The organism is Candidatus Vicinibacter affinis, from assembly GCA_016714365.1.
GTDB lineage: Bacteria > Bacteroidota > Bacteroidia > Chitinophagales > Saprospiraceae > Vicinibacter > Vicinibacter affinis.
The window spans coordinates 400,041-420,040 of the sequence record JADJNH010000007.1 but is presented as its reverse complement, the minus strand read 5'-3'; the positions used below and the strand labels follow the sequence as shown (position 1 = coordinate 420,040).

The following is a 20,000-nucleotide window of genomic DNA, read 5'->3' as shown; positions in this document are numbered from 1 at the left end:
CATGAGCGAGTATATAATTGATCAGATGTTACGGGAGAATAAGTCCTGGGCTGAGGAAAGGACGAAAGAAGATCCGGATTTTTTTTCCCGTCTTGAGCATCTTCAGACACCCGAATTTTTATGGATTGGATGCAGTGACAGTAGGGTGCCGGCCAATCAGATTACCGGGACCCAACCGGGGGAGATATTTGTTCACCGGAACGTGGCAAACTTGGTAGTGCATACGGATTTGAATCTGCTCACCGTGCTGGAATATGCGGTACATCATCTCAAAGTGAAGCACATTATTGTGTGTGGTCATTATGGCTGTGGTGGAGTAAAAGCGGCCATGACAAGGCATAATTTTGGCATCATCAACAAATGGCTGAGAAATATCAAGGATGTTTACCGTATTCACAGAGAAGAGATTGATGCACTGGAGGATGAAGACGATAAAGTCAATAAACTGATTGAGTTTAATGTACGGGAGCAAGTCATGAACCTGGCAAAGACTTCCATTGTCCAAAAGGCATGGAAGCATGAGCAACGTCCACACCTTCATGGCTGGGTTTACAGCCTCAGAAATGGAATTATCAAACCTTTATTAGATCTCAGCCCCGGGGATCATCTGGATGAATTCTATGAGTTTGATGACTTGTAGTATTGGATTTCTTGAAACGATGGAGATTTAGAATCATGGATTTGGCAGCTTTACCCTATTTTTGGGCGACAAAATGGTTAGCACATGAAAAAATTTACCTGTAGTTTCATTCTTGGATTTTTCCTGGTGGTGTTGATCACCGGCCAGTCCAGGGTATTAGTTTTGAATGAAGGGGTCTTCGATTATACGAATAATCAGATCCTGATACCACCTTCTGTTGGGGCCTACCACCTTACCGGGAAAGAATATAAGCCATTGGTTGATATTCCTCAAGCCAGATTTGCTTCAGATATTAAAATACACGAAGGTTCCTATTGGGTCGCTGCGGATCAGAAAGTGTTGCGATATAATTTATTGACCAATGCAGTCCAATCGAACTTACCAGTTGAGGGAGTCAGGAAAATAGACTTTTGGGGAAACTATATGATCGTTACCAGGGGTGAGTATGAAAAAGCCCTAAACGCCTATGTGCAGATTTATGATAAGAACAATCTAGGTCTGGTTTTCGAAATTCCGGCTAGTGAAATGCCCTATACTGCAGAAAGTATTATCCTGCGAGATGATCATGCTTTTATTGCTGTCAACAATGGGTTTGAGTTTGGAAAGGAGGTAGGAAAGATACTCGACATCGATTTACAAAAATTAAGATGGGTAAATACCATTGACCTGGGGTCAGAAGGAAAAAATCCTGAAAATTTAATGATCAAAAATGATGTGTTGTATAGTCTGAACAACAGGGATTATACCGGTAGTTCACTCTCCAAAATTAATTTGGGCAGTGTACAAGTTCAAACGGAAAGACTACCTCAGGTGAGTTCTTTATGTGCCACTTCTACTTTGATTGAGAGTGCGGTCATCTATCAGGAAAGCGGCAAAACAGGTCTTGGTAAATACGATATTGCCACTGAAAATGCCGGACCATTTCTGGATTTGGGAAAACAATTTTATGGGTTAAGTTTTGATGACCGATCCAAATTGATTTATGCTGCAGAGACAGATTTTACTTCATTTGGAAAAGTATTTGTTTTTGATCAGAATTTTAACCAACTGGATGAGTTTGAAGCTTCCATCACACCCGGATATTTTGCATTTGATTACAGTATTACCGGCACAGAAAAAGAACAAAAGGCATACGATTTGCACCTTACTCCAAATCCTGCAAGAGACTTTGTCAGTTTACCGGAAGTTCTGAAGGCAGATCAGATTGTAATGGTTGATTTGATGGGAAAAAGTGTTTATCCAGAATTCTATAAAAGTAAAATTAATTTGTCCGGCATTCCTGCAGGCATCTACGTGATCAAAATTATTTCTGAGGGAAAATTATTTCAGAGTACATTTCAAAAAATTTAAAGGGACAGTTACAGGTATATTTTTAAATAAAATATTACCTGCCTGCAAACTTGTAATTCTCTTTGATAGTTATGCAGAAGTATTATTTTTTAGTGGGTCTTGGGTTCATTTTTTGGTTGACGGCAGCACCAAATGATCGGCTTATCAAGCAGCCATTAAAGGATCCATTGGCAGAACTTGGGCATCATTTATTTTTTGACAAGAAACTTTCTTACAATCTAGGAAGATCTTGTTCTTCGTGTCATGATCCGAGATTGGCATTTACTGATGGGTACAGAATTTCACTAAATTCAGAAGCTCAATTATTGAAAAGGAATGCGCCAAGTTTGCTGAATCTTAATCATCGGACAAGTTTTGACTGGTCTGATCCTAATGTGAATCATTTGATAAAACAAATGGAGCGTCCTTTATTTTCTGTTCAGCCTGTCGAGTTGGGTTTGAAGGGTAATGAAGAAATAATTTTACAAAGATTTAGAAAGGATAAAATTTATCAGCAGCTTTATGAAAATGCTTTTCAGAAAAACATAGACAATTTGACTGTTAAAGAAATTATGGAATCCATCGCTGCTTATGAAATGAGTCTTCAAAGCCGGCACTCACGTTATGATGATTATTTGGCAACCAAGGATTCCAGTTTATTTTCAAGTCAGGAATGGTTCGGTTTGAATTTATTTTTTTCTGATACAATAGCTTGCAACAGATGTCATGGTGGGCTGGATTTTTTTGAGCCTGAGCGTGGAGGTGATTTCGCCAATATTGGTTTGTACAATTGCAATGGTTCTTACCCAGCAAGAGATTTGGGTTTGCAGGAACACACACTGAGCGTAGACGACAATGGTGTTTTTCGTATACCCGGATTGAGAAATGTTGCTTTGACTACACCATACTATCACGATGGATCCGCCAATACCCTTGAAGAAGTAATTAAAAATTATGAAAGGGCCGGAAGGATTCATTCGGGGGGTGAATGTAATGGAGATGGTGCCCTTCATCCGAATACGGATGGTAGAATGCAAGTTTTTCATTTGGATGAAAATAAACGCAAAGCCATTATTGCATTTTTGTATACACTTACGGACACAAGCTACCTTAAAGATGATCATTTTTTAGATCCATTTAATCCATGAAAGTGTTGAAGACAGATTTAGTCCGTTTGTTGAGTCAGTTGATCTTTATTTCATTTTTGATCAGTTGTACTTCTGAATTACAAAGGGGAATTTCACCCACAAAACTGGTAGAAGCCAGAGTAAAAGAAATTTACAGCATTTTACAAAAGGATGTTCCTGTGTTAAAAGTCAGGAATTCAGATGTGAAGAACAGTAACAAAATTCAGGATATATTTTTAGGGAGTCGTCAATTGGTTGAGTTTTTTATAGATAAGAAAAGTAACCAGAAGATGTTAAATGAAATTTTTTCTGTCAGTGTTGCAAGAACAACTGATTTGCCAAGTGGATCCAATGTGTGCAAAGATGGGAATTGTTATCGTGTGGAAATGTATAACTATGCATTAAATGGAACTGTGGTTGGGATAATAGATTTAAAGAATGAAAGAGTAGTTAGCATATCATTTTATAAAGAAACACAACCGGATGTACCGCCCCATTTAATCGAACTGGCTTTAGAAATCGCAAGAAATGATACGGCGGTAATACATAGTTATGGTGAAAACAACCAACTGACGACACCTTTGATGCCAGGGACTAAAACAGCTTTGAATCGTACCAAATGCCAACGTTCCAGACATCTTTGTGTAGCGCCAACATTTGTAAAGGGTGATAAAGCTTTATGGGCCATTGTGGATTTAACAGATTTGAATGTTGCTGGGGTCAGGTGGACAAATGTAGGCGAAACTGGGATGGCTATATCTCAGAGAAAAATGCAAAATGAGAACATTATGCAATGTTATTGTGAAAAAGAGAACAAATTTGAGAAGGATGGATGGTCATTTAAATACAGTATGAGTCGATCGGATGGATTGTTGGTGGCGGATGTTAAATTTAATAACCGGGCCTTGTTTCGAAGTGTTAAATTGGTAGATTGGCATGTTTCGTATTCGAAGACAGAAGGATTTGGTTACAGTGATGCGGTAGGTTGTCCCGAATTTTCTACTGCAGCAGTTTTGGCAGTGGAGCCACCTTATTTTGAACCAATTGTTGAAGCAGGTGACACTACTGGATTTTTATTGGGACAACGTTATTACAGCGAGGGATGGCCTACCCCCTGCAATTACAATTATCATCAATATTTTGAATTTTATAAGGATGGTAGATTCAGACCGGTTGCCGGAAGTATCGGAAGGGGGTGTGGGAATAACGGAATGTACCGACCGGTAACAAGAATTGCTTTTGCAGATGCAAAATCTAATTTTTTTGAATGGAAAAATAACGCTTGGATTCAGTGGAAAAGAGAAAAATGGAGTTTACAAAATGAGCAAACTATTTATAAAGACGATCATCAGTGGATGAGGATTGAAAATCAAAACAAGGGTGGAATTTACATTATTGCCAATACCGGGCAATTGAGAGATGCTGGTAGAGGTGATCAGGCATATGTATATGTGACCCGATGGGATGAGAATCGTGACGAAGGAGAAACTGATCTTCCGACCATCGGACCATGCTGTAACAGAGACTATCAACAAGGTCCAGAAAAATTTATGGAAGAAAATGCTGAGTCTATCGAAAATGCTTCTTTAGTATTTTGGTACGTGGCTCAAATGCAAAATGATGATACCAAGGGGAAAGAATATTGTTGGGCAGAATCCATCTTAAAAAATGGAGTTTACGTTCCGGTAATTTATCCTTGTTATTCCGGTCCCATGTTCAAATTATATTAAATCCATATAAGCCATGAGTCAATTTACAAAATGCATAGGTATTTTAATATGGTTGTTAAGTAACTACCATGCTGTAATTGCACAGATGGATCAATGTAAAGGACTCCCTGCATACTTTTCTAAAATGGGCATTAATCCTTCCAAGGCTTATTTGTCAACCACTGAGCGTAATTTGGTAGGAATGGCATTGATTGAGTCGGAGCAACCCGGGAACCCTAATGCGAGAATAATAAAAATTGTGCAGGACAAAAGTTGGAAAGACAAGGGATATCTTGGCGCCATTTGTACCGATCACTTTGGAAATTCGTATGTACTGCCATCGGCAAAAGTGAACATGTTGCAGAATCCTTTTGAAAAGCAAAATAATATTTATAAAGTGGATGCCAATTCCGGTAAAATGGAAGAATTTGTAAAAATTCCAATGGAAAGAATGCCTGGTTCATTCAATCCATTTGGGGTTTTGGGAAGTTTTTATGATTGTTCGACAAAACAACTTTTGGTCAGTACCGTGGCGGGTTCAGATGAAAAAAGAGAGATAGGTGGGGTTTATACAGTAGATGTACTTACAAAACAAATTAAAAAGATAATTTCAAATAAAGACATTTATGGTCTTGCATTGCATATGCATGCAGGTAAAAGAATCTTGTACTTATCCTCCGCTCGGGAATCTAAATTATATTCCATAGAATTGGATGCCACCAACAATCCCACGGGCTCCTTAAAGGAGGAAATTTCTATTCATGGGCTTGGGCCGAGAGGAGATGACAAGATTCGTAAAATAAGATTTACGAAAGATGGAAGGATGCAATTGTTTACTGTGTTGTTTTATTACAACCTTACTTCACCGAGCGAAGAACAGCAAAGTCAAATGTTTTTTACTTATGAGCCAGCCAATAAAAATTGGAAATTAAGTGGAATTGAATAGAAAGAAATTTTAAAATCAGGATCTTCCAACCTTCAAGAAGCTGTATTTTATAAGCTTTTTAAATAAGAAGGTATTTTTATTAATTTATATAATGTTGATAATAAATTAGATACATATATTAATATAAATATATTAAAAATAATATTAATATGTATCGAATTTGTCTTTACTTTGCCTTTCTATACAAGCGGTGTTTAAGAATTACAATGCTTCTGTATAGTAATACCATAGTAATGCCAAACTTTGTAAATGTGGTATGATTATTGTTCCAAACCTCCTGAGAAACAGAATGAATGAGAAAGGGCAGGTTCCTAGCTTGTGCTGAAGAATGAAATCCTACAGCATTTAGATTCCCACCTTTTCTTTTTATGGATTTGAATTTGAAACTTCAATAGATGATGTTCATCTTTTGAGTTTTGGGTCATGTTATTATTGGTTTGCAAGAAATTGTCAATCAAATCTGCTTGTATGCATAAACTGTATACTTGTGTATTCTGCTTAACGATTGATTTGTAAATCTGAAACAAAGTAAATCTATCATCATTATGATGTTTTACAGTAATCATGAATTAGGATTACTGTATATTTTATGATGTTGGTTACTATTTTTAGAATTGATAAATTAAAAATTTATATCAACTAAGTATACAGCCATATGAATTATTTAAAGTTACTTTTTTACTCTTTTTCTTTGGTTTTTCTGATATTGTTATCAAGTTTCCAAAGACTTCACGCTCAAACATGTCCTACAATTCTTACTGCTGGAGGTATGGTAGAAGTTTGTAAAGGTGGTTCCGTAGATCTTGCTGCAGAAATAAACACCAATCCTGCTGGTATTAAGTTTGTCTGGACTGGATCTGTTTCTGGATTGCTATTTATGGCAACAGGTGGTGCAGGATTATTTTTAACTTATACGCCTACAATTACTGAAGTAGTAACTGTTACTGCATCAAAGGCTGGATGTACTACCTTAGTAGATAAGGTTAAGGTGATAGTGCACGATGGAGCTACTTTTTCCAAGTGTCGAGTGCTTGACAATTTTGATGAACCAGATGGTACTACACAACAAACAGTGCAAGTGAAGTCTCCAATCTTAGGTGGCCCCATTTTTGAAACTAAAACTTTTACTGGCTTAAATGCTGGTGGTTTGATCGGAAATAAGCGTACGATGAATATTTGGTACGTGGTTGGTGACCTAACTTCCCGAGCCGATGTTTTGAAAGAGTCCGATATAACAAGCCCATATTTTAATGAGTGGTTTTACAGTAGTAGCAATGATGAAGGGAATGAATCCAATACAGAATTGGTCTATGGTGGTACCGGAGCAGATCAATTAAATTGGGATGGAATCTGTGACTGCCTCGACCCCAATGGTGTCCCAGATGCTACCGCTGGATTTAGACTTTATAATTATTTTGCCGATCAATCTGGTGTGACAATGACTGTGACTATAACAGATGGTAGCGGAAACACCGGTACTATTTCCAGAAATATGCCTGGATCCGCATTTGGTGACTATGATGAAGAGTTTGCATTGCTTGATTTTACTGTGGCCAATGGGTTCAATTGGTGTGATATCGACAAAATATCTTTGTTTATGAACACAAACTTTATTTCTGTCGATTTTAAGTTTGACCAATTTGATTTTTGTTGTTTAGTTAAAGCTGAACTGGGTGATAATAGCATTAAGAAATGTCTGGGATCTTGTATAAAATTAGACACATTATTTAATTGTCCGATTCCAAGTGGTTTAATTGGATCACATAATGTCAATTGGAAAGATCCAAATGGTAATTCGGTAGCTTATAACGCTGTTATTTGCCCGTCTACAGCAGGTATGTTTAACTACACTGTAAATATTAAAGACAGTTTGGGATGTGAATCAGATTTTACCCAAACTTTTAAAATTTGCGATACACCTTCAGTAAGTTTAACCAATGTGGCTATTTGCAGAGGTCAGAGTGTGGTATTAAGTCCAACCATCACTGGTGGAAATCCTCCTTTGTCTTATTTATGGTCTCCAGCTACTGGTTTATCATGTACAAATTGTGCAAATCCTACAGCGAATCCTACTACTACTACGACCTATACACTAATCGTTAGTACAACTGAGAACGGAGATAATGGAATAAATGCTTGTTCTGGTTCTAGACAAGTGACTGTAACAGTCAACGATCTTCCAGACGGCAGTATTACAGGAGCCACCGGATTGTGTAATGGGGCCTTAACGACTCAAATCTGTGCAAAACAAGCTCCTGCCGTAAATATTACTTACAGTTGGAGTACATTGGAGACAACGCGATGCATTAATGTGGGAGCAGGTACTTATACTTTGACTGTTACCAACACAACCACTGGTTGTACGGCTACTTCCCAAGTGACCATTAGTCCAGTCCCAAGTCCATCTGTGACTGTGAGTTCGGATAAGAACAATGTTTGTGAAGGGACAAAAGTTATTTTAACCGCTGTTGGAAGTGGAGGAACAACACCTTATACATTTACCTGGAGTACCGGGCAGAGTGGAAATCCCATTCAGGTTACGCCATCAGCACCTTCGAGCACTTACATTGTTACTATTACTGATATAAATGGTTGCACGGGGACCAATACTATAACGATAAACGCAACTCCTAATGATATTCAGGTGAATGTAACTACAAAACCGGATATATGTAGTAAAAAAATTGGTGAAGCAACTGCAAATCCAACTGGAGGTGCACCGCCATATTCTTATGCATGGTCCAATGGAGGAAATACCCAGACCATCACAGGTTTGTCTCCGGGCAGTTATACTGTGACTGTGACTGACATTTCAGGTTGTTCTCGTTCAGCCACTGGTACTGTTGGAACCGTAGCTGGACCTTCTGTAAATATTACAGGAGCCAGCCCAATTTGTGCTGGAGGATCAGTTACATTAACAGCAAATGCAACCGGAGGGACAGCCCCCATCTCTTATAGTTGGTCACCGGGTGGTATGACTACTTCAGAAGTTACAGTTAGTCCAGGTTCGACAACGACTTATACTGTGGTGGTAACCGATGGCAATGGTTGTACAGCATCCAATTCAGTCGACGTACTGGTCAATCCTAAACCTCAAGTAACCATTACACCATTGAATCCGGTCATCTGCCAGGGGGCAAAAGTAAATTTAACAGCGATTACATCAGGAGGCACCCCTAGTTATAGTTATCTATGGAGTCCATCTACCGGACTTTCATGCACAACTTGCCAAAATCCAGATGCTTCACCTACTGCTGATCAAATTTATCAAGTCATTGTGACTGATTCCAAAGGTTGTAAGGATACAGCTCAAGTATTAGTGAAAGTAAATAATAACCCAACACCAAGTTTGGTTGGAAAAACCAATGAACAGTGTGGTATGAAAAATGGCTCAATCACAGTGACAACCAGCGGAGGGGTATCGCCATATTCTTATTTATGGAATACTTCACCACAACAAACAGGCAACACTGCTACAGGTCTTGCCGCAGGTACTTATACCGTAACTGTTACAGATAATAATGGATGTACTGGAACTTTCTCCACAAGTATCATCAATGAAGGAGGCCCTACTGTAAATATTACAGGTCCGAATCCAAATTGTATAGGAGATAATGTGACCTTGACGGCCAATCCTGGTCCAAAATTACCAAGTGATTATAACTATCAATGGAGTGCAGGTCTTGGAACCAATCAAACTGCAACCATTAATAATGTTTTGATAACAAACGATTACTTTGTGACGGTTACGGATAAGCAGACAGGTTGTACTAGTACTGCAACTTATACTGTTCAAGTGATTGGTTGCGCAGTCGTAACTCATTTCAAAGAATTTGTAAGTGTCACGCAAACAGGTTTGAATACTTATGATGTTGCTTTTAAAATCACAGTAGACAATATTGGTACCGGAATTGGAAAATATAATTTAAAAGATTCATTGGCATTTGATAAAGACGTAGTGGTTAATGCCATAAAGTATAGCACCAATGCTGTTGGAAATCCAGGTAATCCAGGTACAATCGTGCCGCCATCAGATGGTAATAACAGATATGATTTAGCAGTGAATCAAAACATAACGGATGTAGAAGTCCATGTTTACAATTTAACAGTTTCTGTTACCTTAAATCTTGCAGGAACGCCTCCTCCAGGAGGAGATGGCTCTTACAAACCTTGCGCCGAAGTTACACCGGGAGATTATATTCCGGAAAACGGTTTATATAATTTGTCCATACTCGATACACCCAATGATTTTAATGATGAACGGGATGAAGCTTGTGGAGAATTGCCGATTATCAATCATGTAAAGTCTGGTCCAGTGGTCGTTAAACAAGGTCCAAATACTTATGATGTGACGTATACTATAACTGTCACCAATAGTGGTTTTGCTACAGGTAAATATACTCTGAATGACATACCAGGATTAGAAAATGATTTTGAAGTATTGTCTGCTCAATATACCTCAACTGCACCAGGCAATCCGGCCAATCCCGGACCTATAGGATTAACTTTATCTGGACCGTGGAATCTTGCAAATGACCAAAATATTATAAAGCAAACGACACACACATACCAAGTTAAATTACAGGTGAAAATTGATTTAGTTGCAACTGCAAGTGTGGGCGACGAGATCTATACGCCTTGTGGGACAAATAATCCAAACGTACCGCAAAGTGGAGAAGGATTATTTAATCGAACGACTCTTGATGTAAATGATGATGGAATTCCTGATCAACGGGATACGGTTTGTGCCGATATAAAAATTATAGATTTAGCACTAAGGAAAGTTATACTGAATCCTGCTGGATCTTATAAATACGGTGATAATATCACATTTAGAATAACTGTTTTCAATCAAGGCAATACTGCTGTTGAGAATGTCAAGGTAGCTGATTACTTACCTGCCGGATTAAAATATGAAGGAGGAGATCCTAATTGGACGATAGTTTCCGCCAATGAATTGGAAGGAACATTACCAGGTGTTTTAAATCCTGGTGCATCTAAAACAATAGATTTGACCTTGCGCATGGTTGCAAGTTCGGGTGGAAGTTTTGACTGGATCAATTTTGCTGAAATTAAAAAAGCATTTATAGGTACAGATGAAGTTTCAGACGAGGATATCGACAGTGATCCATATTCTAATTCTATAAAAGAAAATGCGGTAAAACCTGGAAGTCCGGATGATAACGTCATCACAGAAGATGGAAAAAATAATCCAGAGGAAGATGAAGACGACCATGATCCTGCAGGTATTGAAGTATTTGACCTTGCTTTAAAGAAAACAACAACAGCCAATGGTCCTTTCCAATACGGTAGCGTGGTACCATTTGTCATCACAGTTTATAATCAGGGTAGTATCCAGGCCCGTGATGTTGTTGTGGTGGATTATATTCCTTCTGGATTTACATTTGGACCAGGAAACGCTATATGGACCAATGGAATTGGGATGGCAACAACAACCATTCCTAGTATTAATCCAGGATCAAGCGTCAATGTTACCATAAATTTAGTGGTTCAACCAGGAAGTAATCCTTTAGACAGAGCATGGTATAATGAGGCTGAAATAAAAACGGCTAAAGATGATAAAAATAATACACAAACCGAAGACATTGACAGTAAATTCAACATGGATCCTGATGATGACAATGATGTGGTTATTGATGGTGCCGATGATAATGAAATAAATGAGGATGGAAAAAATGATCCACAACAAGATGAGGATGACAATGATCCAGCAGCTATTAAAATATGGGATCTAGCATTAAAGAAAGTTTTTGTGTCTGGTTCTATTGAATACAATAATCCATTAACTTTTAGAATATGGGTTTATAACCAAGGCAATGAAACAGCCAAGGATGTTAAAATTGCAGATTACATACCAACGGGTTACTCCTTTTCTGCAGGATTAAATCCGGGATGGGTTGGAGTATACCCAAATGTTAATTACACGATAGCTGGACCAATTGTTCCAGGTGACAGTGCCTTTGTTGACCTTGTACTCACATTAGAAAATACTTCTGGTGGTTTCCGTAAATGGATCAATTATTCAGAGATTGTCTCAAGCAAAGATTTGAACAATGTTGATAGGTCTAATGATGACATTGATAGTCAAGTAGGCAGTGATGGACCATTGGAAAGAGCAGTATTGCCGGGAAGAATCAATGATAATAACATTTCCAGCACTAATAAAGGAGGAGAAGAGGATGATCACGATCCTGCAGGACCTGGAATAATGTTCGGAGAGATATTTGACCTTGCGTTAAGAAAAACTGTTATTACACCGGCTCCTTATGGATATGGACAAGACATTGATTTTAATATTAGAATATTTAATCAAGGAAACGTTACGGCACAAAATATCAATGTCGTAGATTATGTTCCAGCAGGATTTCAATTTATTGCAGGAGGAGTGAATGTTGCATGGAGCTATTCTGCAGGATTGTCACAGGCATCTAGAATTGTGGCGGGTCCATTAAAACCTGGTGATAGTTTAGATATCACTATTCGTCTAAGAACGATTGCAAATCCAGGAAGTAGTACTGCTTACATAAACTTTAGTGAGATTAAATCTGCACAAGATAGTTTAGGGGCTACTAGAGGAGACATTGACAGTAATCCTGATGATAATCCAATTAATGATATTGGAGGAGAACCTGGAGGGCCTACTGATAATTTAATAGATGATGATGGTACGATCGATGAAGATGATCATGATCCAGCTATGATTAATGTGTATGATCTTGCTTTGATAAAAGTGACATCAACAGCTGGGCCATATAGTGTTGGTCAAGTGGTTGATTTTAAAATTACGGTATACAATCAGGGAACTCTACCGGTAAAAAATGTAGTAGTCAATGATTATATTCCTATTGGTTATACATACAATGCCGGAGACAATGCAGGTATATGGAGTGGTTCACATCCATTGGTGACGCACACACATGCTCCTCAATTAAATCCGGGAGATAATTTTGAAGTTATCTTGAAATTAAGATTAGCAGGAACTTCAGGTGGGTACACCAATTGGATAAATTATAGTGAGATTAAAAGTATGCAATCAGTTAATGGAACTGATGTTTCCGCTCAAGATGTAGATAGTGATCCAAATGGAAATACCCCTGGGGAGACAGCTGTTACACCAGGAAGTCCAAATGATAATAATATCACAGATATCACCAAAGCAGGTGATCAGGATGATCATGATCCGGCAGGTGTCAATATTTTTGACCTTGCACTACGTAAAACAGTAGTCACTGGCGGACCATATACATACGGACAGGATATTGATTTTAAAATAACCGTTTTTAATCAAGGAAATTTAACCGCTAAGAATATTTCAGTGGTGGATTATGTCCCTGCAGGGTATCAGTTTATAGCAGGCGGTGTAAATGCCGGATGGACTTACTCAGCTGGAAATAGACAAGCAACCAGAACAATAGCGGGGCCTCTAACGCCTGGACAGAGTATCGATGTAACTATCCGTTTAAGATTAATAGCAAATGCATCTTCTTCTGATGCTTACACAAATTTTGCAGAAATTAAATCTGCTCAAGATTCATTAGGAGTATCGGGTAATGATTTTGACAGTGATCCTGATGATGATCCAACCAACGATGATGGTGGAGAACCAGGTGGTCCGACTGACGATGAAGTTACGAAGGCCCCTCCTGTAGATGAGGATGATCATGATCCTGCGATCATAAGTATTTTTGACCTTGCATTGCGTAAGAAATTAGTAACTCCTGCTACAGGACCATACACCTATGGTCAGACACATACTTTTGAAATAACAGTGTTCAATCAGGGTAATGTGACTGCTAAGGACATTCAGGTAAAAGATTATATACCTGAAGGATATAGTTTCTCACCAAACAATGGCTGGACTGGAGCATTCCCGACAGTCAGCAAGACCATAACAGATACCATCCAACCAGGTGGCAGTAGAACGATGACCTTGAATTTGACCTTTAACATGGTAGCAGTTCCATCGTTGAAATCATGGGCAAACTATGCAGAAATTGCAGGAGCAAATGATTTAAACGGAGTGCCTGGAGATGATGTAGACAGTGACCCTGGATCAAATACAACAAATGAACAAAATATTATCCCTGGTAAACCAGGAGATGATGATATAGCAAGTACATCTGATAGTGGACTTGGCTCACAGGACGATCACGATCCTGCAGGACCATGGGTTTTTGACCTTGCCACGATCATTGAAAACAGTGTAGATAATGTAAGCAGTTATGGCGAGTTGATCAATTTCCCAATCAAGGTTAAGAATCAGGGTAATATCAACAGTGCAGGATACACTTTAAGTGTTCTTGTGCCTGCGGGATTTGCTTTTACAGCGGGACCAAACGCAGGATGGAGTTACAATAGCTTAACCAGAATAGCCACTTATGTAGTACCGGTAACAGATACGATTAAGCCTGGTGAAATGGATATGTACAATTTAGTACTTACCTCTCAGCCATCCAACGGAAAAGATGCGTGGACCGTAGAAATAGAGATCAGTGCCGACAATCCTGTTGCAGATGAAGTGGGAATCAATGACATAGACTCCAATCCGGATGCAGTATTTAATAATGATCCGGGTGGATCGCCTATTCCGGATAGTGAAGGTGGAAATTTCCCTGGAAGCGATGACATTCTGAATGGTGCAGGAAATGGTACCATAGGAGATACCAATGCCGCAGGAGATGAGGATGACAATGATCCGGAATATGTAAAAGTATTTGACCTTGCATTGATTAAGAAATTAGTAACTCCTGCTACAGGACCATACACCTATGGTCAGACACATACTTTTGAAATTACAGTGTTTAATCAGGGTAATGTGACTGCTAAGGACATTCAGGTAAAAGATTATATACCTGAAGGATATAGTTTCTCACCAAACAATGGCTGGACTGGAGCATCCCCTATGGTCAACAAGACCATAACAGATACGATCCAACCAGGTGGAAGCAGAACGATAACATTGAATTTGACCTTTAACATGGTAGCAGTTCCATCGTTGAAATCATGGGCAAACTATGCAGAAATTATAGGAGCAAATGATCAAAACGGAGTACCTGGAGATGATGTGGACAGTGACCCTGGATCAAATACAACAAATGAACAAAATGTTATCCCTGGTAAACCTGGAGATGATGATATATCAAGTATATCTGATAGTGGAATTGGCTCACAGGACGATCACGATCCTGCTGGACCATGGGTTTTTGACTTGGCAACTATCATAGAGAATAGTGTTGACAGAATCAGCAGTTATGGCGAGTTGATCAATTTCCCAATCAAGGTTAAGAATCAGGGTAATATCAACAGTGCTGGATACACATTAAGTGTTCTTGTGCCTGCGGGATTTGCTTTTACAGCGGGACCAAATGCAGGATGGAGTTACAACAACATCACCAGAATAGCTACTTATATTGTACCTGTAACGGATACGATAAAGCCTGGTGAAATGGATATGTACAATTTGGTACTTACCTCACAACCAGCAACTGGAAAACATGCATGGACCGTAGAAATAGAGATCAGTGCCGACAATCCTGTTGCAGATGAAGTGGGAATCAATGACATTGACTCTAATCCGGATGCAGTATTTAATAATGATCCAGGAGGATCAGCGATTCCGGATAGTGAAGGTGGAAATTTCCCTGGAAGCGATGACATTCTGAATGGTGCAGGAAATGGTATCATAGGAGATACGAATGCCGCAGGAGATGAGGATGATAATGATCCGGAATATGTTAAGTTGTATGATTTGGCATTAAAGAAAACTGTTGTTACACCTCAACCTTATAGTTATGGACAAAATATAGTGTTCAGATTGCGGGTATACAATCAAGGAAATGAATCTGTGAAAAATGTAAGGATTCAAGATTATATACCGGTTGGATATTCATTTGTTGCAAGTCCGGGTTGGTCAGTAAATGGACAGGGGGCAGTGTATACCTATAGTGGTACTTTGCAATCTGCAGATTCATTTGACATCAACATCACATTAAAACTTGAGAATACTGCTGGTGGTTACAGAAATTGGATTAATTATGCCGAAATTACAGATGTACAAGATTCATTGGGGAATAATGTAAATACATTTGATGTAGATAGTCGTCCGGGATCAAATGGTTCTGCTGAATTAGCAGTCAAACCAGGAGATGCAGCTGATGACAACATCACCAGTATCGATAAAGGAGGAGAAGAAGATGATCATGATCCTGCTGGTGTTCCAATTTTTGACGTTGCACTTAGGAAAAACTATATAGGACCATTGCCAATTAAATACAATCAGGTAATTCCATTTGAAGTTACTGTATTTAATCAGGGAAGTATCAGTGCTCAAAATTTTGAAATAGCTGATTATTTAGCTCCTGGATACGATTTTGATGTGGCAAGTAATCCTACATGGACTTACAATCCAGTAACCAGAATTGCCACAACAATTTATACACCAAAGGTTATTCCTGGAGATAGTGCCAAGGTAGTTATTAAGCTCAAGGTTAGGCCTACTTTGTACAACAGAGCTGCGTGGAAAAACTTTGCAGAAATAATTACAGTGACGGATACAACGAATACCCCTGGCGATGACATAGACAGTGATCCGGATGATGATCCAGATAATGACGGGCCTCCGGAAGATGGAGAAATCGATGAAAATCCGCCGATTGATGAAGACGACCATGATCCGGCTGATCCGCCTGTTGTAGATTTTGCCCTGAGAAAATGGATTCCTGGTAAAAAACCATATTATATTCCTGGGGACACAGTGGACTTTATTATTAGTCTCCACAATCAGGGAAATGTTGTTTCATCTTCTATCGGTGTTAATGATTATATTCCAGCAGGCTTCCAATTCCTACCAGCTATAAATGGAGGTTGGAGTGTAAATGGCACCAGATTGGAATATTCATATGGTACCAGATTGTATCCGGAAGACAGTGTACAATTGCATTTGAAATTGAAAGTGATAGTTTCTGCCAACCCTACTCTTTCAGATTGGGAAAACTATGCAGAGATCAGAACAATGAGAGATACATTTAACCTCGTAAGAGATAATGATGATGCAGACAGTAAACCTAACACAGATGATGCCTGGGAAAGAGCAGTCCATGATGATGAACCGTGGGATGATGTAATTGATGGAAATGGACAGGTAGAAAATGAAGATTCTGATGATCATGATCCAGAAAAGGTAGTAGTTACTGCATGGATCGGAGATTTTGTATGGAAGGATCTGGATGGAGATGGTGTTCAGGATGCAGGTGAGCCGGGAGTACCTGGTGTACATGTGTACCTGTACAAGTGTGCAGATGGCAGTATCGTAAAGAAAGATACTACTGATGCAAATGGTAAGTATGAGTTTGACTTCTTATTGTCTGACAATTACTTCCTGAGATTTGATCCATTGCCGATCAATATGCCTAATTGCGCCTTTACTTTTAAAGACAAGGGTGGCAACGATGCCAAAGACAGCGATGTGAGTCCAAGTGGTATTACTGCATGTACTTTCTTGCAGTGGGGAGAAAGAGACAGTACCTGGGATGCAGGATTGGTTGAACTGGCGAAATATGGTGATTATGTTTGGCATGACAGAGATGCCGACGGTGTTCAAGAAGTTGGTGAAGAAGGAATAAAAGATGTTGTAGTGACACTGTATGATGCAGATACACGTCTGCCTGTTAAAACCACTACAACTGATGCAACTGGAAAGTATCTTTTTGAATATCTGATGCCTGGAAATTACTATGCTAAGTTTGAATGGCATCCAATGTGGAATCAAACTACTTCAAATCAAGGTAGCGATACAAAAGATAGTGATGTAGATGGAAGCAATGGAGCACAAACAACAGCAAGTACTTACCTCAGCCCGGGAGAAGATGACAGAACGTGGGATCTTGGTTTGTATAAGTGTATCATGATCGGAGGTAGAGTATTCTTGGACAAAGACAAAGATGGAATTTTTGATCCGACAGAAAATGGTTTGAATGGACTAGATGTGTATTTAGTGGATGCAATGAGCGGAGCTGTTGTTGCTAATTTAAGGACTGCAGTCAATCCATCGACACCATCGGATGACGGATATTATAAATTCGCATGCATAAAGCCTGGCATGTATCATGTTAAATTTGAAAGACCAGGACATTTAGCGGCATCAGAGCCATTTAAAGGAGGCAATACGGATAAAGACAGCGACATCAGCCATGAATTTGGCGTGAACACGACCAGGAAATTTACAGTACTGAGTGGTGATATGATCTTGAATGTTGGAGCGGGCTTCCAGGATAAAGCGACCTTAGGGGATCGTGTATGGTTGGATCGCAACTTTAATGGAATACAGGATGGAAATGAAGAGCCTGTGCAGGGAGTTAAGATTGCAGCCTATACGCCAACCGGAGTGATGGTAAGTGAAGCCACCTCTGGATTTGATGGTACTTATATGTTGGATGGAGTTGCGCAGGGAGATTACTATGTAAAATTCACAGCGCCGGTAAGTTTTGGATTTACGATACCACATGCTGGATCAGATAACATGGACAATGATGTGGATGGAACGAACGGCTACGGAACAACTCGAATGTATCGTGTACAAACCGGAGATGCCTTCCCGACCATAGATGCAGGATTGGTATATCAGGTTCTTCCATTGGAGTGGCTGAGTTTTGAAGCAAATTACAATGGAGAATTTACTGAATTGGATTGGACAACGGGATTGGAAATCAACAATTCACATTTCATAGTTGAAAGGAGACATGAGAGTGAATCAGACTTTTCTGAGATTGGTCAGGTGGAAGCATCCTCTGAGACTGGAGCATCCAGACATGCTTATGAAATGGATGACTTGAATGTAAACCAATCAGGAGTATATTACTACCGAATCAGACAAGTGGACAGAGACGGCAAGTACAACTACAGTAAAGTGATCTCCATTAAGGTACAAAGGGGTAAAGATTTGAGTTTGGAGATTTATCCGAATCCTGTGGACGATTTGTTGAAAGTGGAGATAGGATTATCTGAAAATGGCATACTTGAATCGAGGGTGTTTGACAACAATGGCAAGAGTGTGTTGGTAAATCCATTTGGAGGAAATTATATGAAAGCTGGAAAGTACAGTGAATTGATAAATACATCTGTACTCACCCCTGGTCAATATAATCTTCAAATCAAAACCAGCAATGGATTGATTAATAAGAGATTTACCGTCTCCAGGTAAAAGAGAAATTCTAAAGCGATTAAAAGTTAAAACCCGGTGGAATAAATTTCTACCGGGTTTTTAATTTAACAATACAGTAACTCGCCCGGATAATGAACGTTCTTTCACTTCTAATGTGCATCATTTCCATTAGGATGAATTATTGGTTTTTAGACATTGCCAATAATTTATAAACTAAAAATTGATTTTTACAATTGCTTATTCCTCATCTTCAGTTTCGAATGCAAATATTATTTAACACTTTCCTAATATTATTTTAACGCGCTGTTTTTAATCTCTCGAAGGAAATTTTCGTCAAAGTATTAAATTCAAAAAAATGAAAAAGAAGATTTTATCTATGTTGACATTTACTTTGTTTGTTCAAAGTTTGTTTGCACAATTTCAAATGGGGGTGGAAGTGGGGCCTTCAGTGAGCAATATGACTATTAAAGGAACAGGTAGTCTAATCAATGACCCTGATCCTTTTTTGGGAATAAGAGCCGGACTTTCTGCCAGTTTTTCACCAATAGATGCATTTAGCATCAAATCCGGGTTGTATTACCACAAAACAGGTTTTATTGCAAGTCAGTCTTTGGATTTTGAAATATTTGATGTAGACATTCCGGCTAATTTAAAAGCGATTACTCAATTACATTTTATCGAATTACCTGTACTTGCTCAATATAATTTTGGAAAGGGCGTGATCAAAGGTTATTTGGAGGCAGGGCCACAAATGAGTCTTGCGGTGGATGGAGACATTCGTACCAGGGCCAGTTTATTGGTAGACTTCAATTTAGGAACTTATGACATCAATATGCGGAATTCAAATTTCAGACAATTTGAGTGGGGTGGAGTAATAGGAGCCGGCATAAAATGGAAACTGAATGAATCCATGAGAATGTCTTTAGGAACTCAGTATTTGCATGGGTTTACTGACCTGACCAATGAACCAATCCTGGACATCAGGACCAGCCGAAATGCGTTGTCCGCACAACTTGGATTGCAATATCAATTTTAGTACTTCATCGCATCTGAAATAAACAGGACTTTC

Annotated in this window: 7 protein-coding genes; all 7 read left to right on the top strand. The window is 38.9% G+C overall.

Annotated features, from left to right (window positions below; genetic code table 11):
* Position 1: 1 nt before the first annotated feature.
* On the top strand, positions 2-640 hold the full coding sequence (locus tag IPJ53_16580) for a carbonic anhydrase (protein MBK7800718.1): 639 nt from the start codon (positions 2-4) through the stop codon (positions 638-640).
* Positions 641-724: 84 nt separating this feature from the next.
* The gene (locus IPJ53_16575) at positions 725-1,990 is read left to right on the top strand and encodes a T9SS type A sorting domain-containing protein (GenBank protein MBK7800717.1); all 1,266 of its coding nucleotides are present in this window, start codon (positions 725-727) and stop codon (positions 1,988-1,990) included.
* A gap of 71 nt (positions 1,991-2,061) precedes the next feature.
* Positions 2,062-3,117, top strand: coding sequence for a di-heme enzyme (locus IPJ53_16570; GenBank protein MBK7800716.1), 1,056 nt, complete (start codon positions 2,062-2,064; stop codon positions 3,115-3,117).
* Positions 3,114-4,826 (top strand): hypothetical protein, encoded by a 1,713-nt coding sequence (locus tag IPJ53_16565; GenBank protein MBK7800715.1) that lies wholly within the window; start codon positions 3,114-3,116, stop codon positions 4,824-4,826. Before IPJ53_16570 ends, IPJ53_16565 begins: the two co-directional genes overlap by 4 nt.
* Positions 4,827-4,839: 13 nt before the next feature.
* Positions 4,840-5,751 carry a hypothetical protein gene (locus tag IPJ53_16560; protein ID MBK7800714.1) on the top strand — a complete coding sequence of 304 codons (912 nt, stop codon included), beginning with the start codon at positions 4,840-4,842 and terminating at the stop codon, positions 5,749-5,751.
* Between the two features lie 655 nt (positions 5,752-6,406).
* On the top strand, positions 6,407-18,970 hold the full coding sequence (locus IPJ53_16555) for a DUF11 domain-containing protein (GenBank protein MBK7800713.1): 12,564 nt from the start codon (positions 6,407-6,409) through the stop codon (positions 18,968-18,970).
* Between the two features lie 316 nt (positions 18,971-19,286).
* Positions 19,287-19,967: a PorT family protein gene (locus IPJ53_16550; GenBank protein ID MBK7800712.1), complete on the top strand. Its 681-nt coding sequence runs from the start codon at positions 19,287-19,289 to the stop codon at positions 19,965-19,967.
* Positions 19,968-20,000: the final 33 nt, after the last annotated feature.